This is a genomic window from Streptomyces sp. PA03-6a, assembly GCF_033792765.1.
GTDB lineage: Bacteria > Actinomycetota > Actinomycetes > Streptomycetales > Streptomycetaceae > Actinacidiphila.
Map to the genome: position 1 here is coordinate 32,957 of NZ_JARAVK010000010.1, position 16,294 is coordinate 49,250.

Sequence of the window (16,294 nt, forward strand, 5' to 3'; positions counted from 1 at the left end):
GCAGCCCATGACCAACCGACGACAGCACTGGACCAGCCGTGACGAATCCCTTCGAAGACCCGACCGCACACTACTTCGTTCTCTCCAATGAGGAGGGCCAGCACTCCCTCTGGCCCGTGCGCGCAGGCGTCCCGGAGGGGTGGGAGATCACCTTCGGAGAGGCACCGCGTCAGGATTGCCTCGACCATGTCGAACGCTCCTGGGCCGACATGCGCCCCAGGAGTCTGGTCGCGGCCATGGAGGAGGGCTCAGTGCCGGTTCAAGGGGAAGAGTAGAAGCGGTACCTCGTCGAGATGACCAGACATACAGACAGCGAAGCATTCGCCGGAGGCTGGTTCCGGGTGATCAAGCGCTCAGCGAAGCCCCGTGCCCGGCTGATCTGCTTTCCCCATGCCGGTGGTGCCGCGAGCTTCTTCCGGGACTGGGCGGACCTGCTCCCCGACGACATGGACCTTGCCGCCGTCCGATATCCCGGTCGTGAAGACCGGTTCCTGGATCCCCCGCCCACGTCCATGGCGGATCTGGCCGACCCGGTGGCGCGTGCGTGCCTGGCGTCGGGCGACGTTCCTCTGGCGCTCTTCGGTCACAGCATGGGAGCGTCCGTCGCGTACGAGGTGGCGCTTCGGATGCGGTCCTCCGGCAGCAGTCAGGTGACGGATCTGTTCGTCTCCGGCTCAGCAGCACCCGGTCGGAGTTCGCGTTCGCGGGACCCGCTCACCATGACGGACGCGGAGATCCGTGAAGACGTGGCAGAACTCGGGGGTGCGGACGCGAACGCCCTCGCGGACCAGGAGCTCTGGGAACTGCTGATCCCGTCGATCCGCGCGGACTACCGACTGATCGGACGCTATCGGGCGGCGTTCTCCGCGAGGGCCCCGCTCGACGTTCCGATGGTCGCCTACTACGGCCGCGCGGACGCGGATGTGGATGCGGCCTCCGTTGCCGCCTGGGCCGAGGCGACGAGCTCCACCTTCGCCATGCGGTCCTTCGACGGCGGCCACTTCTACCTCAAGGACCATACTCCCGGTCTTGTCGCTGATCTTCTCGGTCGTCGGGCGCCCTCCCGCGCGTGACCGCTCGCAGATCGGACGGCCTCGGGCGCGCCGGTTTGCCCTCCGGTTCCGGGAAGGCAAGAGCGCGGGGGCGGCAGGACGGCGCCGGAGTCCTCGTGGCCGGAACATCCCGAGGACAGATCCGGCCAGGCGCGGGAAGATGGAACCGGGACGTGCCGAGTGCGTCGCCGTCGCCATTCTCGGGCAGCCACTTCCGCACGGCCGAGAAGAGGAGACCTGCGGCGCAGTCGATCGCAGAACGACCCGTTGCGCCGCCCAGGCGGTCGGGGTGCCCGCTTCCGCCAAGCTCTGTTCCACTGGATCGCGCACGGAGGCAACCATGGGCGCAGTCCTCGGTGACGTACTGGGTTTCGCGGCCGCCGTCGCGATCAGCCCGCTCCCGATCATCGCGGTCATCCTCATCCTCGCCACACCCCGGGGACGTCTCAACGGGGTCCTCTTCACCGTCGGCTGGATCCTGGGGCTCGCGGTACTGGGCGCGGTGATGCTCGTGATCGCTTCCCCCGCAAGTGCCTCGGCCCACGGTCACCCTGCCACCTGGGTGGCAGTTCTCAAACTCGCCCTGGGCGCGTTCCTCGTCCTCTTCGGTGCCCGGTTGTGGCACCGGCGCCCGAGGGATCCCTCACAAGCACAGTTGCCGAAATGGATGGGCGCGATAGACCGCCTTACGCCGGTCAAGGTCCTGGGACTCGGACTGGCCTTGGCAGCGCTCAACGCCAAGAACGCCCCGCTGACCATCGCCGCGAGCGCCACCATCGGCTCAGCCGGGCTACCGGTCGGGCAGCAGATCGCATCGCTGGCGATCTTCGTCCTGATCGCCACCCTCGGCCTGCTGGTCCCACTGGGAGTCTTCCTGTTCGGAGGAGAGCGAGCGAAGACCACACTCGGTGGCTGGAAGGACTGGGCAGCTCAGCACAATGTTGCCGTGATGGCGATCCTGTTCTTCGTTCTCGGGCTGAAACTGCTCGGTGACGGCATCGGCATCCTTGCCTCCTGACAGCCTGCCCACGAGTGGCACTGCGGTTCGATCACGGGGGCGCACGTTCGAGACGACGGCCCCAACCACTCGTGACCTGGGCGAACCATCCCGTGAACGTCCGTGGGTGTGCACCTCGGCGACCATGGCGCTCGGTGCTCCCCATGCTCACACTGCGTGACCTGGGGGCGAGGAAACGATCTCCATCGACGGGATGCAAGCGCCCCATCAGGGCATTTCACCGCAGTGCGGCGGTCCGATGTTCCGGTGGGACGCGGCGCCGGGCAGCGGAGTGTGCAGGTCCGCACGGCAGGGGGGCCGCCGGCCGCGGTCGAAGCGCTCCTGACCGCCAGGGAATGGCGGACCTGCACACGTGAACAGCGGTGAGATCCCGTCGCCGGATCGCACCGAACAGCCTGGTCAGGCGCCGGTGTCCTGTGCTGCGCCGCTCACGTCGTCGAGCAGCAGCCCCTCAAGGGCGGCCGCGAAGTCGGCGAGGACGGGGTGGTCGAACAGCAACTGCACCGCCACCGGGAGCTCCAGGGCTTCCCGCAGCCGTCCGGCGACACGGGTGGCGGCGAGGGAGTGACCACCCAGGGCGAAGAAGTTGTCGCCCTGCCGGACGGAGGAAACGCCCAGCACCGCGGCCCACACGTCGGCGACGAGTTGTTCGGCCTCTCCGCTGGGCGGCACCTGCGAGCGCCCTGAATCATCGGTCGGTTGCGGGAGTGCCGCACGGTCGACCTTGCCACTGGTCAGGGTGGGCAGTGCCGGCATTCTCACCCACCGGCTGGGGACCATGTGCTCGGGCAGTCTCAGACGCAGCCGTGCCTGGACGGCCGTGGCGTCGATGCCGTCGGGCACCAGATAGCCGACCAGGTGGGTGTCGCCGCCCGAGCCTGACACCGCCACCGCTGCGTCGGCCACCTGCGCGTCGGCTCGTAGCGCGGCCTCGATCTCGCCCGGCTCGATGCGGTATCCGCGCACCTTCACCTGATCGTCGCGTCGGCCGTGGAACTCCAGCGCCCCGTCACTCCGACGGCGGGCCCTGTCACCTGTGCGGTAACACCGCTCGCCGGGCGCGAAGGGGTCGGCCGTGAATGCCGCCGAGGCCAGATTCCGGTATCCGCGTGCCACGCCGCTGCCGGCCACCCACAACTCGCCGACCACTCCCGGCGGTACCAGTCGGCCGAGCGGGTCCACCACGTAGCAGCGCGCGCCCGCCACCGGACGCCCGATCGGGATCGGGTCGTCCGTCACGGTCACCGGGTGCACGGTGGCCGTGACGGTCGTCTCGGTCGGCCCGTAGGAGTTCCACACGTGACCGACCCTGCTCAGCAGGTCACGCGCGAGCTGCGGGTCCAGCATCTCGCCGCCGGTGAGGACGCGCATCTCCGGGTGGCCCGGCCAGTCCGCGGCGAGCAGCATGCGCATCGACGTGGGCGTCAGGTGCAGCACGGTGACGCCGCTGCCGGTGATCCGCTCGGCCAGGGCGTACCCGTCGGTCGCGCAGGACCGTTCGACGATGACACAGCGGCCCCCGGCCGCCAGCGGGGCCCAGATCTCCTCGACCGAGACGTCGAAGGAGAGGGGAGCCACCGCGGCCATCGAGTCGGCCGGACCGATGCCGGGCGTGACACGGAATCCCTCGACGAAGGCGGCCAGGTTGGCGTGTGTCACCTCGACGCCCTTCGGCCAGCCGCTCGACCCCGAGGTGTGCAGGACGTAGGCCAGGCCCTCGGGGCGTGCCCCGGGCAGGGCGCGCGGGACGGCTTGCGCGGCCAACTCGTCGGCGTCCAGCGGGGTGGGCAGTGTGGGCGGAACCGGTCCGCGCGCCAGTACCGCCCGTGCGCCGCCGTCGGCGGCGAGCTGGGCCAGCCTTTCTGCGGGGTAGTCGGCGTCCAGCGGCAGATAGGCCGCCCCGGCCCGCCACACGGCCAGCAGGGCCGCGGGGAGCAAGTGGTCCCGGGGCACGCTCACTCCCACGACGTCACCAGGGCCGATCCCGGCGTCGAGCAGCCCCGCGGCCACCCGGTCGGACCAGGCGGCGAGTTCGGCGTAGGTGAGGGAGCCCTCGGGCCCGGTCACCGCGACCGAGTCCGGCCGGGTGGCGGCCGCGTCGAGCACGGCGTCCACCACGGTCGCCGGCATCGGCTCCGGCAGCGCGGTTCCCGCGGCCAGAGCCAGCAAGGCGTCACGTTCCCGCGGGCTGACCAGTTCGATTCCGGCGAGCGGCAGATCGGGCTGGGCCAGTCCGGTCCGCAGGGTCCGGAGCATGCGCTCGGCGAAGGCCTCCGCATCCGTCCGCGTGAATCGCCTGGTGGCGTACTCGATCTGGAGCTCGGCTCGGGTGGCCGTCCGCGAGACGAAGACCGAGAGTTCGTTGGCCGCGGCGCCGCTCCCCCGGTCCGAGCGGAGCTCGAGGCGGATGGGCCCGCTGGACAGAGTCGCGGGTTCGTCGAGCGGCAGCATGGTGATGACGACCGGAGTGCGCGACGCACCGTTCGCCCGGTGGACGGGCAGGTGGTCGATCAGCTCGCGCGCGGGGAGTTCCTGGTGGGCGAGGGCGGCGACGGTGGTCGTGGCGCAATGCCCGACCAGGTCCCGGAAGGTCAGCTCGCCGTCGAGGCGCAGCCTCAGCGGCAGCGTGTCCACCAGCGGGCCCAGCAGGCGCTCGGTTCCGGTCCGGTGACGGCGGGCGGCGGCCGCGCCGATCACGACGTCGTCGTGTCCGCTGAGGCCGCCGGTCACGAGTCCCAGGGCGGCCAGGTAGCCGGCGAACGGGGTCGTCCCGGTCTCGGCCGCGAAGCGGCCCAGGCGGGCCAGCAGTGGCTGCTCCAGGGGGACGGTCACGCGCTCGGTGGCCCACCCCGGTGCCTCGTCGCTCCCGGGCAGGTCGTCGGGTATGACGGCCCCTTCCAGGGCGGTCCGCCAGTACGCGTCCAGCCGCTCGTGGCGGGGACGATCGGCGTCGAGTTCCTGCTCATGAAGGGCGATGTCGCCCATCTGGAGGGGAAGGTCGTCCACCGGGTCTCCGGCGAGCTCTGCGGCGAGTTCGCGCAGGAAGACGGGAACGGAGGCGCCGTCGAAGGCCACGTGGTCCACGGCCACGGACAGTTCGCCCGCATTATCGGCGGTCCGGGCGAACGAGGCGCGCAGCAGCGGCGTTTCGGTTCCGAGGTGGAAGGTGTGTCCCGCCGTGTCCCGGTGCAGCGCGTCGAGACGCCGCTGCTGCTCGTCGGCGGGCAGTGCGCGCAGGTCGGCCTCGGTGACCGGGACGGGCACCGGCGGACCTGGCACCATGTACGGCTCGGTGTCGAACCGGACGGTGCTGCGCAGCACCTCATGGCGTCGCACGATGGCGTCCAGCGCCTCGCGTACGGCCGGTCCGCTCACCGGGCCCCCCACGCCGATGCGCATCGTCAGGGTGGTGACGGGGGTGTCCGGGGCGAGCTGGCGCAGCAGCCAGAACTCCCGTTGCATGGCGGTGAGCGGGTGGCGGGACAGGCCCGGCGTGCGACGCAGGGGCGGCTCGGGGGCGATCTTGTCCATGGCGCGTGCGAGCAGGGCCGCGGTGGGGTGGTCCAGGAAGGCCGCGAGCGGCACCGGCGTCCTCCGGCGTCGTCCGAGCTCGCTGACGACTCGGGCGGCGGCCAGCGAGTGTCCGCCGAGGTCGGCGAAGCGATCGTCGACTCCGACCAGGTCGATGCCCAGGACCTCGGCGATGACGTCCGCGATGAGCTGCTCGGTGTCGTCGCGTGGGGCCGTGTACGGGGCGTCCGGCCGGCGTCCGGCCGTGATGACGGGCAGTGCCCCGCGGTCGACCTTGCCCGTGGGATGGACGGGGATGCGGGGCAGCACGGCGATCCGCCAGGGGACGGCGTGCGACGGCAGCCGGGCGGTCAGCCAGGCGCGCAACTCCCCCTCCGTTGCCGAGTCCGACTCGGCGTATCCGACGATCCGGTCCCCGGTGGCCAGGACGACGGCGTGCCGGACACCAGGGTGGTCGGCGAGCACCGCCTCGACCTCGCCCGGTTCCAGGCGGACACCGCCGACCTTCACCTGTTCGTCGGCGCGTCCGACGAAGTGGTAGGTGTCCCCCAGGCGTCGCACCAGGTCGCCCGTGCGGTACCCGAAGGAGCCGAACCGCTCGGCGGTCAGTTCGGGACGGTTGAGGTATCCACGGGACACACACGGCCCGGCGACCCACAACTCGCCGGTCTCCCCTTCGGGGAGGGTCGCGCCGTCCGGTCCCCGGACGGAGAGTTCCGCTCCGGCGATCGGCTGCCCGATCGAGGGGTTGCCGGTGCCGTGCCGGTCCACCTCCTCCATGGTGCAGGCCACGGTGCACTCGGTGGGGCCGTAGCCGTTGAGCACACGCCGGACCTGAGGGTGGGCGTAGACCCGGTCGCACAGGGCACGGGTGACCAACTCACCGCCCGTGATGACGGTTCGCACGTTCGCCGGCAGGGTGTCGCGCATCAGCGCCGACAGGGCGGACGCCGCGGCGATGAGCACGGTGACCTCGGAGCGCGCCGGGAGCGCGGACACGGCGAACAGGTTCTCCGCCAGGATGACGGTGCCCCCGGCCACCAGCGGGGCGAAGATCTCGACGGTCGACGGGTCGAAGCACACCGACGTCGCCGCCAGCATGCCCCGCAGTTCGTCCGTGGAGAGGTAGTCCGCGTACCAGCGGATCAGGGTGTGGAGATTGCGGTGCTCCACGACCACGCCCTTGGGCGTGCCGGTGGAGCCCGAGGTGTACATGACATACGCGGGGCTGCGCGCATCGGTCTCCAGACCGAGGCTGTCGGCGGGTTGTACGTCCTCGACGGGCACGGACGTGGCGGTGGCCGGCACGACGTGCTCCGTGCCCGCCGAGGTGAGGACCGCCGAGAGCGAGGCGTCCTCGGCGATGAACCGGATGCGCTCCTCGGGATAGGCCGGATCCAGGGGTACGTAGGCGGCGCCGGCCTTCATCACCCCGAGGATCGCCGGGATCAACCACTTGTCCCGCTCGACGCACAGACCGACACAATCACCGTCGCGCACCCCCGAGGCGTGCAACCGCCTGGCAATTCCATTCGCCAGGCGATCGATTTCCGCGTAGCCGAATCTGGTATCACCGACCACCACCGCGGTGCGGTCAGGAGTTGTTCGCGCTTGCCGCTCGAACGCCTCGTGCACACATGACGCATTCACATGAAGATCAGTTCTCATCGAGCTCACTGTTCACCGTGCGCACGGAGCATGCCGCAGCGCAGCACCACTGCAACTCTCCAGCTCAGCGTGGGTCGTAAGCACGTTTCGGGGCGCACGCAATGGAGTGGATGCACGCAGTACGGCGGGCTGAGACAACCTCTGCCACACGTACCCCATTTCCAGGCGCTTTCCTTCAACGGATTCGAACTGTAACACCGTTCGACGGCCGGCGACGGGAATCGAAATCAAGACGACGTTAGGGCCCCGTATGAATCCCGGGAGCGTCGTCCGCCGCAGAGCGATGCTCCGTGAGCCTTGCCAGGAAGTACAGGGCCGACGTCCACAGCCCAGGCAGGACGAACAGCGGGCGGACTTGCCGGAACAGTTCTTGGCCACTGCCGCCTCCCGGGGCTCTGGCTGGCACCGCCTTCGCTCACCAGGGTGGGGTGCCGACGCCTCCACGACCATGGCCAGGAAGGACCAGACGCCCGGCCGGGCCACGCCATCCGCGCCCGCCGCAAACCCGGTGGCCCTCCCGGGGAGGCGTCGCTGACGGTCGGCGGCGGTATGTTCAAGGCCACCTCCAACGGCAGTTGCCAGCCGTCATCCCACAGGCCACCCGCGAAAGGCCACCCATGTCCGAACACGATGCCCTCGTTGAAGTGGCCGAGTCCCTGCGCGAGGCCCTGGCGGCCCACGACCTGCCGCGACTGGCTGCCCTGCTGGACCCCGCGGTGCGCTGGGGCGGTGAGGAGGACACCGAAACCACCTGCCGCAACCGTGAAGACGTCCTGCGGTGGTACGAGGGACTGCACGCCGCGGGAGTCCGCACCCACGTCGGTGAAGTCTCCGCCCACCAGGCCATCACGCTGGCGACCCGCGTCGACTGGCCCGATGAAGACGACCCGGACGAAGAGCGACCCGCCGAGCTCTTCCACGTCTTCCGGGTCCGCAACGGCCTCATCTACGACATCCGCGGATACGACAATCGCCGGCAGGCCCTGGACGCAGCCACCACGCACGCAACGTGACGCGACACATGTGAGTCCAGGCGGCCCGTGGACAGTGGGACGGTACTTCCAGACCGGCCAGAACCTACGGACGACAACAAGAACGGCGCGCTCTTCGCCCACAACCCGGACGACGATGCGGCCGGCCAGCGATGGTTCCTTCAGGACGCCAACGATGTCAGCAACGGCAGCAACGAGGTGGTGCTGAGGTCGAAGGACGGGGGATTGCCCTGGATTCTCAACGCCTGGAGCGACGCCATCAACGAGTATCCGGTGGTCACCGTGGCCCGCTTCACCGAAGAGACTGCCTTCGCGGTGGATGACCCACGTGAAGTTTCCCCAAAGCCGGGTAGTTAACGTTTCCGCAGGTCACGCAAGACAGTGAAGGTGTGCCCGGCGTAACGCAACGGAGCTCGTTGGTACAAGAAGTCAACAAGACACCTTTGCCGGAGTCGCCCGATACGGTCACCGACGTGAGCAGGCACCAGGCCTTCGGTGCCGACCGGCGCCTGTCGTGCCACGATCCACAACCGTCTGGCAGGGCAACCGCATGAGCATCGTTCCCGCACGTGACGTCGCGTAACGCCCAAGGCACCCGACGCGGGCTGCCACCAACAAGGGCCGCAGTACGTCCTCGAGGCGGCGTTACCATCGCGGATCTGGCCATCCTGGCGCTGCCCTGGGACCCGGCCGAGCACCAGAACCACAGCCCGCCGCATGCGCCTGCGGCTGAGCCGGATGCTGGGCTTCCCCGGAAACCTCCACGTCGACCTGAGCGCCTACGGTGCCCGCGAGGCGCATGGATCATGGACGACAGTCTCCAAGGGATCACTGACATCCACGGCACCGCCTTCAGCCGACCGATGCGTTCTGTGTCGCCTTGTGTGCTTCGGTGAGGGCTCGCTGCCTGAGGTTGCCGCCGAACAACTGAATGGTGGCGGCGGCCAGGATGTCATCCCTGCAGATCGTCCGCCCGTCCCCCCTGCGGGTTGACAGGGCCCGGTGGGAATCCTTGGGGAACGGGGGTGGGGCCGGTTCGCCCGACATCACCAGGGTGACCGTACCGAAACGTTTGACCCCGCCCTCGCGGACGACCATGGCCGCGTCTCGGGCGAGGTCCGTCAGGAACACGCTCGCGATACCGTCCAGGTCACGGACCATCGCTGGGACAGCCGTCACTCTCCGGCTCCGCAGCAGCTTCTTCACCCCGGCTTCGAACCTGTGGGAGCCGACCGCAGCACTTGGTTTGCGCGACCTGCTGCGCTTACGAGAAGGCACGATGACGCCCTCGGCGTCGTACAGGACACCGGTCAGGCCTCGAAACGTCGGGCTGTGGTCGTACCACTTGGTCCCCACCTCGAGCTCGACGTTCCGGTCGATCGCCGAGAGAAGGTCCTCGGGAAGCAGCTTCTTGCGGGCCTCCGCCGCCGCTGCTCTCCACGCGCCGTCGATGATCGCCGTCAGCACTATCCGCGTCACCGACGCGGCGGCCCACGCGGCCGACCGAGACACGTGCATCGGGGTCACGTCCCTGAACACCGCTTTGACGAGAGAAGGCTTGAACGGCGAGACATCCATCACCGAAACGGTCTCGAGACCGCTGCGCTCAGGACGTGCGGGCAGTGTGGCCATCGGAAGGAACGCTCCCTGCTGTCGGAGGCATCAGAGGCCCACACTTCACCACGCGGGCCTGCTCTCTTCCCCCATCCTCCGTCGAAGCGGCACCCGGTCAAAGGCCTGACGGGCACATCCCGACGGCCGGGCCGATGATTGGCCACCTCCCGCACGCCCCCGTCCCGTGGCAGCTGCGTCCCCCGTCCGGCTGCACCCCGTTCTCCCTGGCCCCTGCCGCCGAGGAGGAGCGGCCGGTGAAGCGCGCGCAGAACGACAACTGGGCGGCCAACCTGCGGGGGCCGAAGGCGTTCCATGCCCGTGGGGGGCACTTGAACGTGCCCCGCTGATCCGGTCCCGCAGCCGGGCGGGCCGGGCAGAGACGGTACTGCGGAAGCCGTCGGTGACCGCGTCCACATCTGGACGCAAATGCACTTGCGGATCGCGGGCGTCTCGCGGCAATGGCTCGAAACCTCGGGCTACGCCTCGATGGAGCCCGGATTTCACACCGTCTACTGCGCGTTCACGCAGGCCTGGAACCGAGCGCTTGGCGATGTGGGCCTCGGCTGACTCCTGAAGGCCGCGACGGGCACGGCCGATTCCGGGCCGCCGAGGTGATCCGACAGCGGTGCCGGAGGACCGCGTTCTTGCGCGGTTCCGGAACCGGCTGCCGGATCCCCGCCCGGGGAGGCCCGGTGGACGTCCGCGGATCGAGAGGACGTCACCAGTCCGAGTTGGTCGCCCCCAGACTCAGCAGGACCTGGTCGAAGGTGTTGCCGTCGTTGTCATCGGTGTACGACATGGAGAGTGTGCCGAACGGGGAGGAAGCCAGCGAGAGCTGCTCCTGCCGACCGGTCGTGACCTGGCTGACGGGCTGGGCCGGCAACCGGCCGGTGAAGGTGCCGTCGGGGTTGAGGCCCCGGGCCCAGACCGCCGGATCGGTGCCGGTGACGCTCCAGCCGACCACGGCGTCGCGCTGGTCGTCGATGCCGACGGTGGGATTGCCCGCTCCGGCTCCGCTGGAGACCTCGACCTCGGAAGAGCCGGCGGTGCCGGTCGCGGAGAACGATCGCGCCCAGACGCCACGGGTCCCGGTGTGATCGGACTCCCACACCACGGCGAAGTCGCCGTTGAAGTCGGCGGCCACGGCCGGGCGCTGCTGCTGCTGCCCGTCGCCGAGGCTGTTGGCACTGCGGCGGCTGAGCGTGACCGCCCCGTTCGCCTTGGCCAGCTTCACCAGACCGATCTGGTAGACGCCGTTGTTGTCGGTGTCCTCGTCCCAGACGACGACGGCGTCGCCCGAGGCGGAGGTCGCGACGTCGGGGTTGTGGTGCGCGCCGCCGGCCGCGTTGACCGTCACCTCGTAGGCCTTGGCGGTGGTCCCGGTGAACCCGGCTGCCTTCACCGTCGCCGCCGCCGTGCCCTGGACGTCCTCCCACACCACGGAGAACGCGACCGCCGTGGTGCTGTTGGGCGCGCCGTCCGGATCGACCGCGACACGCGGATGGATCTGCTGGCCGTCGGCGCTCGCGTTGGCCTGGCCGGAGCCGAGGAGCGCGCCGGCCGGCGAGAGCACACGGTAGGTGACGTTGTAGAACCCGTTGCCGTCCGGGTCCTCCGCCCACACGACGACGGCGTTGCCCCGGTCGTCGAGTCCCACGTCGGGCTGGAGATGCCGCCAGGCCACGCCCGCGGTCCCGCCGGCCGAGAGCTTCTTCTCGTAGGCCGAGACGCCGTTGCGGTACATCCGCACCCACACGTCGCTGTGCGCGTTGTCCCCCGGGTTGGTCGAGTCGCGGTCGTCCTCCCACACCACCGCGACGTCGCCGAGGCGGTTGGCCGCGATCGAGGCGGTGTCCTGGTCACCCGCGGAGTCACTGTTCGCGGTCACCCAGGACGAGGGACCCGCCGCCGAGGCCGGGGCGACCGCGGCGAGGACGGCGACCAGGCCGGCGACGGCCGCGCCGAGTACGGAGAGCTTACGCATCGGCCAACCCCGGCCTTCCCTCGTGGATGACAAAGGTCCGGGCGGTGGTCGCCGGCGCGCCGTGTTCGGTCACCGTCGCCACCGACCGGAAGTCGGCTGTGAGCTGCGACGGCGTGATGTGCGTGCGGACGTAGCCGCGCCGTTCGGAGTAGAAGCGCAGATGCGGGTTGAGCGATCCGTTGGGGATCGTCGTGGTGGCGCTTCCGTTGCCGGTGCTGGTGATGGAGGTGCAGACGAGCTCGGAGCCGATCGTCGCCGACGACGGATTGGCGTAGTCGGCCTTGAGGTCGTTGGCCCATGCCGTGTGCACGTCACCGGTGAGGACGACCGGGTTGCGTACGCCGCGGTCGATGATGCCCTGCTGTATCCGCGCCCGGCTGGCCCGGTACCCGTCCCAGGCATCCATGTTCATAGCACCCGCCGAGTTGACGTTGCGGGCGAAGAAGACCTGCTGGCCTATGAGGTCCCAGGTGCTCAGGTGTTGGCCGAGTCCGTCGAGCAACCACGCCTCCTGGTTCGCGCCGGTGATCGAACGGGCCGGCAGATCGGCGTCGGCGCAGACCTTCATCCCGTCGCCGCAGGCCTGGTCGTCGCGGAACTGGCGGGTGTCGAGCATGTGGAACGTGGCGAGGGTGCCCCAGCGGACCCGGCGGTAGAGCGGGATGCTGTTGCCGGAGGGGGTCGCGGCGGCCCGCAGCGGCATGTTCTCGAAGTAGGCCTGGTACGCGGCGGTGCGACGCGCGGTCCACTGGGCCGCCGTCAGCACCGGGCTGCTGTCGGCGCGGACCATGTTGGCGTAGTTGTTCTCCACCTCGTGGTCGTCCGGCACGACCAGCCACGGCGCGATCGCGTGCGCGGCCTGCAGGTCGGGGTCGCTGCGGTAGAGCGCGTAGCGGCGGCGGTAGTCGGCCAGCGACACGATCTCGCTGCCGAGGTGCTGACGCACGGCGCCGGCGGTGGCGCCACTCTCGTAGATGTAGTCGCCCAGGTGCAGGATCAGGTCGGGGCGGTCGTCGGCCATGCGTCGGTAGGCGGTGTAGTAGCCCTGCTCGTAGTGGGCGCACGAGGCGAAGGCCATCGTGAAGTCCCGCCCGACCGTGTTCGGAGCCGGCGCGGTGCGGGTCCGGCCCACCGGGGAGGTGAATCCCTGGGCCCGGAACCGGTAGTAGTACTCAGAGTCGGGGGCGAGTCCCCCGGCCAGCACGTGCACCGCGTGGGCCTGTGCGTAGCGCGCGGTGAACGTGCCGGAGCTGACGAGGGCGGTGAAGTTCTGGTTGGTCGACACCTGCCAGTCGACGGCGACGTCGGCGTTGGGCATGCCGCCCTGACCGTCCGCGTTGGTCGGTGTGGGAGCCAGACGCGTCCAGAGAACCACGCTGTTGTCGTCCGGTTCGCCGGAGGCGACCCCGAGCGTGAAGGGGAAGGGAGTGGAGGCGGCGGCTGGCTGAGCCACCGCCCCGAGCTGGAGCGCTGCGACGCTCGCGGTGGTGAGCCCGCCTAGGATGAAGATGCGGCGACTGAGGTTGCTCATGGCCGCAGATGCTCGCGGGCGCAGGTGAACTTCCCGCCCTGCGATGAGGACGGTCAAGTGACATGACCAAACCGCGAGTTGGTGGGCTTTTGTACGGCTATCGCGGGCACCGAAGCTGGAACTCAGCCCCTGACCAGCCGTTGCGGTTCAGCCGCACTGTTCACATCCTCGGCATCCGGTTAACCGCCCCTCCAATGACGGCCCTGACACGCAACCCGTCCTTCATTTTCTGACATGGTTCGATCAACGAAGCATGTCCTGACGGGCCCGTCATACTACTTACCCGAGGAGAGCCCAGCAGCTTCCACCGATGCCTCCCGCAACGCGCGAGGGCATCGTGCCGGCCGGGTCCCTCGCAGCGGCCGGCTGGAGCGCCGCCGGTACCGAAGTACCACGCACCACGGGTGACCACGGCGGCGCTCAGAGCGGCGAGCGCATGTCAATTGGGTGCGGTTCGGTTTGAGAGACCTGGTGACCAGGTGTTGCGGCTTGTGGCAGCCCGGTAAGTCCTTGGGTGGTGCGGGGTTGGGCCCGGCGCGTCAGCGCTGGCGGAATCCGGGAGGCACGGGTGGAAGAAGCGCGCTGTCCGCGGGGTGGTCCATGGCCAGCGGCTGACGACGGTGTCATGACGGGTTGCTGCGGCGGCGCTGGACGCCTTTGCCAGCCTGCCGGGTGTTGTGCAGACCATGTTGAGCGGGAATCTCCGTGCGGTCGCGGAGATCAAACTGCAAGTGTTGGCGTTCTCCAGAGCCGGTGACTGCGGCTGGGACACAGGTGAGGAGAACCGAGCCAGCGCGCTCCTCTGCAGGGCAGGCGGGACGCCATGGCCGGGCCTCGATTTCACTCACTGAAATCACCGGTGACGTGCCGCACAAACACGGTGCGGGGGCCGAGGTCGGCCCCCGCACCGTGCCGGTATTCGTCAGAGCGGCAGGTGGTGCTTCTTTCGGCGGTGTCGCTCACTGAGGGCAGTGAGCGTGGCGAGGACTGAGAAGGGCATGAACGCGATCAGCATCTCACTGGCAGTGAGGCCACCCTGTGGTACTAGGAACGCCAGTGTCACCAGTGTTCCCGCCACCAGTCCCACGAGGATGGGGTGGCGTGCGGCCCAACGGTTCGCAGCGTCACGACGTGGGGAAACACCCATGGTCACCACCGGTTCCATCTGCTGTAGCGGTGCCAGCCGCTTCTGAATCCGTTCCGGTATGCGCGTCGGACCGTGCTGCAACCGTACCGGCGCCACCGCGAAGCAGGACGACCGAAGTAGTGGCCGTACCGGCCGGCTCCGTGACCGAGTCCTCCCCAGACCGCACCCCGCCATGCGGTGGCGCAGAAGCCGCCCCAGTGCCGCTTCCATCGGGGCGTGGAGCAGCGGTACGACAACGCGTTGCCGATTGCACCACCAGCGATGGAGCAGGCGACGGCTCCCCAGCCGGCGGTCAATACGAACACTCCGGGCCGGATCCCGTACCTCGGCGACCCGCACCTGGCAGCAGACCCCTGACGGATCCGGGCAGCACGGCCGGAATCTCGGGGGGCGACCGCTCGCCTGGGCGGGCAGGAAGCCTGCGCGGCACGGTGGCGTGCTCCTGGGTCGGCCCGATCGGGCGAGGACCGGGGACGCACGCCGATGCAGGCTCTGGCCACGCCGCTGGGGCTGCGTACCGGGGCCGGGGCGGCCGGCGGATCCGGCCTGTCCGTCAGAGGTGCCGCTGGAAGTCGAGTTCGCTGGCCAGCAGTGCCGCGCCGGCAACTCCGGCGCGCGGGCCGAGTTCTGACAGCACGATCTGCAGGTTCCCCGTGGCGAGCGGCAGCGAGCCCTTGTACACGACGCTGCGGATCTCGGCGAGCAGGAGATGGCCGAGGCCGGAGACGCCGCCGCCGATCACGATCATCGACGGGTTGATGAAGCTGACCAGCGTGGCGAGGACTTGCCCCACCCGGTGGCCGCCGTCACGGATCAGGTTGACGCACGTGACGTCCCCGCCGGCCGCGCACTCCGCCACGTCCACGGCGGTGAGGAGGCCCTCCGCGGCGAGGCGTTCGGCCAGCGCCGGCGACTGCCCCGAACGGGCGGCCTCGGTGGCGTCCCGGGCCAGGGCCACACCGCCGAAGAGGGCCTCCAGGCAGCCGGTCCTGCCGCACGAGCAGGCCGGTCCCTCAGCCTCGACCTGAATGTGGCCGATGTCGCCTGCGGATCCCTCCGACCCGCGGTAGATCTGGCCGTTGACCTGCACACCGCAGCCTATTCCGCTGCCGATCTTGACGAACAGCAGGTTGTCGACGGTCTTGGCCACCCCCGCGTACCGCTCGCCGAGGGCCATCACGTTCACGTCGTTGTCCACCACGACCGGGCAGCCGTGCGCGCGGGTGAGGGTGTCCCGGACGGGGAAGCGGTCCCACCCCGGCATGATCGGCGGGGAGACCGAGATGCCCTCCTTGAAGCTGACCGGCCCCGGCAGGCCGATGCCGATGGAGTTGAACCGCGCGCACCCGGCCTGGTCCGCCATTTTGTTCAGGAGTTCGTTGACCCTGTCCAGGACCGCGCGCGGACCTTTGCGGATATCGGCCGGTTCGGCATAGGAGGCGATCGGTTCCAGCCCTCCGTCGGTGATCTCGATGTCGATCGAGCTGGCCCCGAGGTCCACCGCCGCGAACCGGATTTCGGGATCGAGTTGGACGAGGGTGGAGGGACGGCCGCCTCGCGAGGTGGCCGGCCCCGCCTCGAGCACCTTCCCGGCAGCGATCAAGCGGTCGAGTTCAGCCAGCAGCCTCGGCCTCGCCACTTCCAGCTGGTCGGACAGCTGTGCGCGCGACAGCGGCCCGAGGTCGCGCAACAGGCTCAGCGCGCGGTACTGGATGGTCACAGGCTCACTTCCCGGGTATCAGCCGCATGTGTGACAA

At 69.7% G+C, this 16,294-nt stretch carries 11 protein-coding genes; 6 read left to right on the forward strand and 5 right to left on the reverse strand.

Features of this window, described 5'->3' with window-relative positions; genetic code table 11:
• Positions 1-38 precede the first annotated feature (38 nt).
• From PV350_RS04295 to PV350_RS04305, 3 genes are all read left to right on the forward strand, one after another.
• Positions 39-275, forward strand: coding sequence for an MbtH family protein (locus PV350_RS04295; RefSeq protein ID WP_500332872.1), 237 nt, complete (start codon positions 39-41; stop codon positions 273-275).
• 18 nt (positions 276-293) lie between these two features.
• A complete protein-coding gene (locus tag PV350_RS04300) occupies positions 294-1,073 on the forward strand; it encodes a thioesterase II family protein (RefSeq protein WP_500332873.1) in 780 nt (259 codons plus the stop codon).
• 319 nt (positions 1,074-1,392) lie between these two features.
• Positions 1,393-2,070 carry a GAP family protein gene (locus PV350_RS04305; protein ID WP_500332874.1) on the forward strand — a complete coding sequence of 226 codons (678 nt, stop codon included), beginning with the start codon at positions 1,393-1,395 and terminating at the stop codon, positions 2,068-2,070.
• 399 nt (positions 2,071-2,469) lie between these two features.
• On the opposite strand, the gene PV350_RS04310 is transcribed toward PV350_RS04305, so the two are convergent.
• Entirely contained in the window at positions 2,470-7,269 is a 4,800-nt protein-coding gene (locus PV350_RS04310; RefSeq protein ID WP_500332875.1) for an amino acid adenylation domain-containing protein, read from the reverse strand.
• Between the two features lie 617 nt (positions 7,270-7,886).
• On the opposite strand from PV350_RS04310, the gene PV350_RS04315 reads away from it, so the two are divergent.
• Positions 7,887-8,282 carry a nuclear transport factor 2 family protein gene (locus tag PV350_RS04315; protein ID WP_500332876.1) on the forward strand — a complete coding sequence of 132 codons (396 nt, stop codon included), beginning with the start codon at positions 7,887-7,889 and terminating at the stop codon, positions 8,280-8,282.
• 27 nt (positions 8,283-8,309) lie between these two features.
• Positions 8,310-8,618 (forward strand): hypothetical protein, encoded by a 309-nt coding sequence (locus PV350_RS04320; RefSeq protein WP_500332877.1) that lies wholly within the window; start codon positions 8,310-8,312, stop codon positions 8,616-8,618.
• Between the two features lie 495 nt (positions 8,619-9,113).
• Here the strand turns inward: PV350_RS04320 and PV350_RS04325 are convergent, their stop codons facing one another.
• The gene (locus PV350_RS04325; RefSeq protein ID WP_500332878.1) at positions 9,114-9,893 is read right to left on the reverse strand and encodes a hypothetical protein; all 780 of its coding nucleotides are present in this window, start codon (positions 9,891-9,893) and stop codon (positions 9,114-9,116) included.
• 134 nt (positions 9,894-10,027) lie between these two features.
• Between PV350_RS04325 and PV350_RS04330 the strand changes: the two genes are divergently transcribed.
• Positions 10,028-10,222 carry a hypothetical protein gene (locus PV350_RS04330; protein WP_500332879.1) on the forward strand — a complete coding sequence of 65 codons (195 nt, stop codon included), beginning with the start codon at positions 10,028-10,030 and terminating at the stop codon, positions 10,220-10,222.
• 371 nt (positions 10,223-10,593) lie between these two features.
• Here PV350_RS04330 and PV350_RS04335 read toward each other — a convergent pair whose 3' ends face one another.
• The 3 genes from PV350_RS04335 to PV350_RS04345 form a co-directional block, all read right to left on the reverse strand.
• The gene (locus tag PV350_RS04335) at positions 10,594-11,859 is read right to left on the reverse strand and encodes a hypothetical protein (RefSeq protein ID WP_500332880.1); all 1,266 of its coding nucleotides are present in this window, start codon (positions 11,857-11,859) and stop codon (positions 10,594-10,596) included.
• Positions 11,852-13,390 carry an alkaline phosphatase D family protein gene (locus PV350_RS04340; protein WP_499516436.1) on the reverse strand — a complete coding sequence of 513 codons (1,539 nt, stop codon included), beginning with the start codon at positions 13,388-13,390 and terminating at the stop codon, positions 11,852-11,854. The genes PV350_RS04335 and PV350_RS04340 overlap by 8 nt, the downstream gene beginning before the upstream one ends.
• A 1,700-nt stretch (positions 13,391-15,090) precedes the next feature.
• Positions 15,091-16,257 (reverse strand): ROK family protein, encoded by a 1,167-nt coding sequence (locus tag PV350_RS04345; protein WP_499516431.1) that lies wholly within the window; start codon positions 16,255-16,257, stop codon positions 15,091-15,093.
• Positions 16,258-16,294: the final 37 nt, after the last annotated feature.

What these genes read in the sequence shown, in the direction of transcription:
- PV350_RS04300 (WP_500332873.1), top strand. Translation starts at nt 294, where the DNA reads ATGACCAGACATACAGACAGCGAAGCATTCGCCGGAGGCTGGTTCCGG.
- PV350_RS04305 (WP_500332874.1), top strand. Translation starts at nt 1,393, where the DNA reads ATGGGCGCAGTCCTCGGTGACGTACTGGGTTTCGCGGCCGCCGTCGCG.
- PV350_RS04310 (WP_500332875.1), bottom strand. Translation starts at nt 7,269, where the DNA reads ATGAGAACTGATCTTCATGTGAATGCGTCATGTGTGCACGAGGCGTTC.
- PV350_RS04315 (WP_500332876.1), top strand. Translation starts at nt 7,887, where the DNA reads ATGTCCGAACACGATGCCCTCGTTGAAGTGGCCGAGTCCCTGCGCGAG.
- PV350_RS04325 (WP_500332878.1), bottom strand. Translation starts at nt 9,893, where the DNA reads ATGGCCACACTGCCCGCACGTCCTGAGCGCAGCGGTCTCGAGACCGTT.
- PV350_RS04330 (WP_500332879.1), top strand. Translation starts at nt 10,028, where the DNA reads ATGATTGGCCACCTCCCGCACGCCCCCGTCCCGTGGCAGCTGCGTCCC.
- PV350_RS04335 (WP_500332880.1), bottom strand. Translation starts at nt 11,859, where the DNA reads ATGCGTAAGCTCTCCGTACTCGGCGCGGCCGTCGCCGGCCTGGTCGCC.
- PV350_RS04340 (WP_499516436.1), bottom strand. Translation starts at nt 13,390, where the DNA reads ATGAGCAACCTCAGTCGCCGCATCTTCATCCTAGGCGGGCTCACCACC.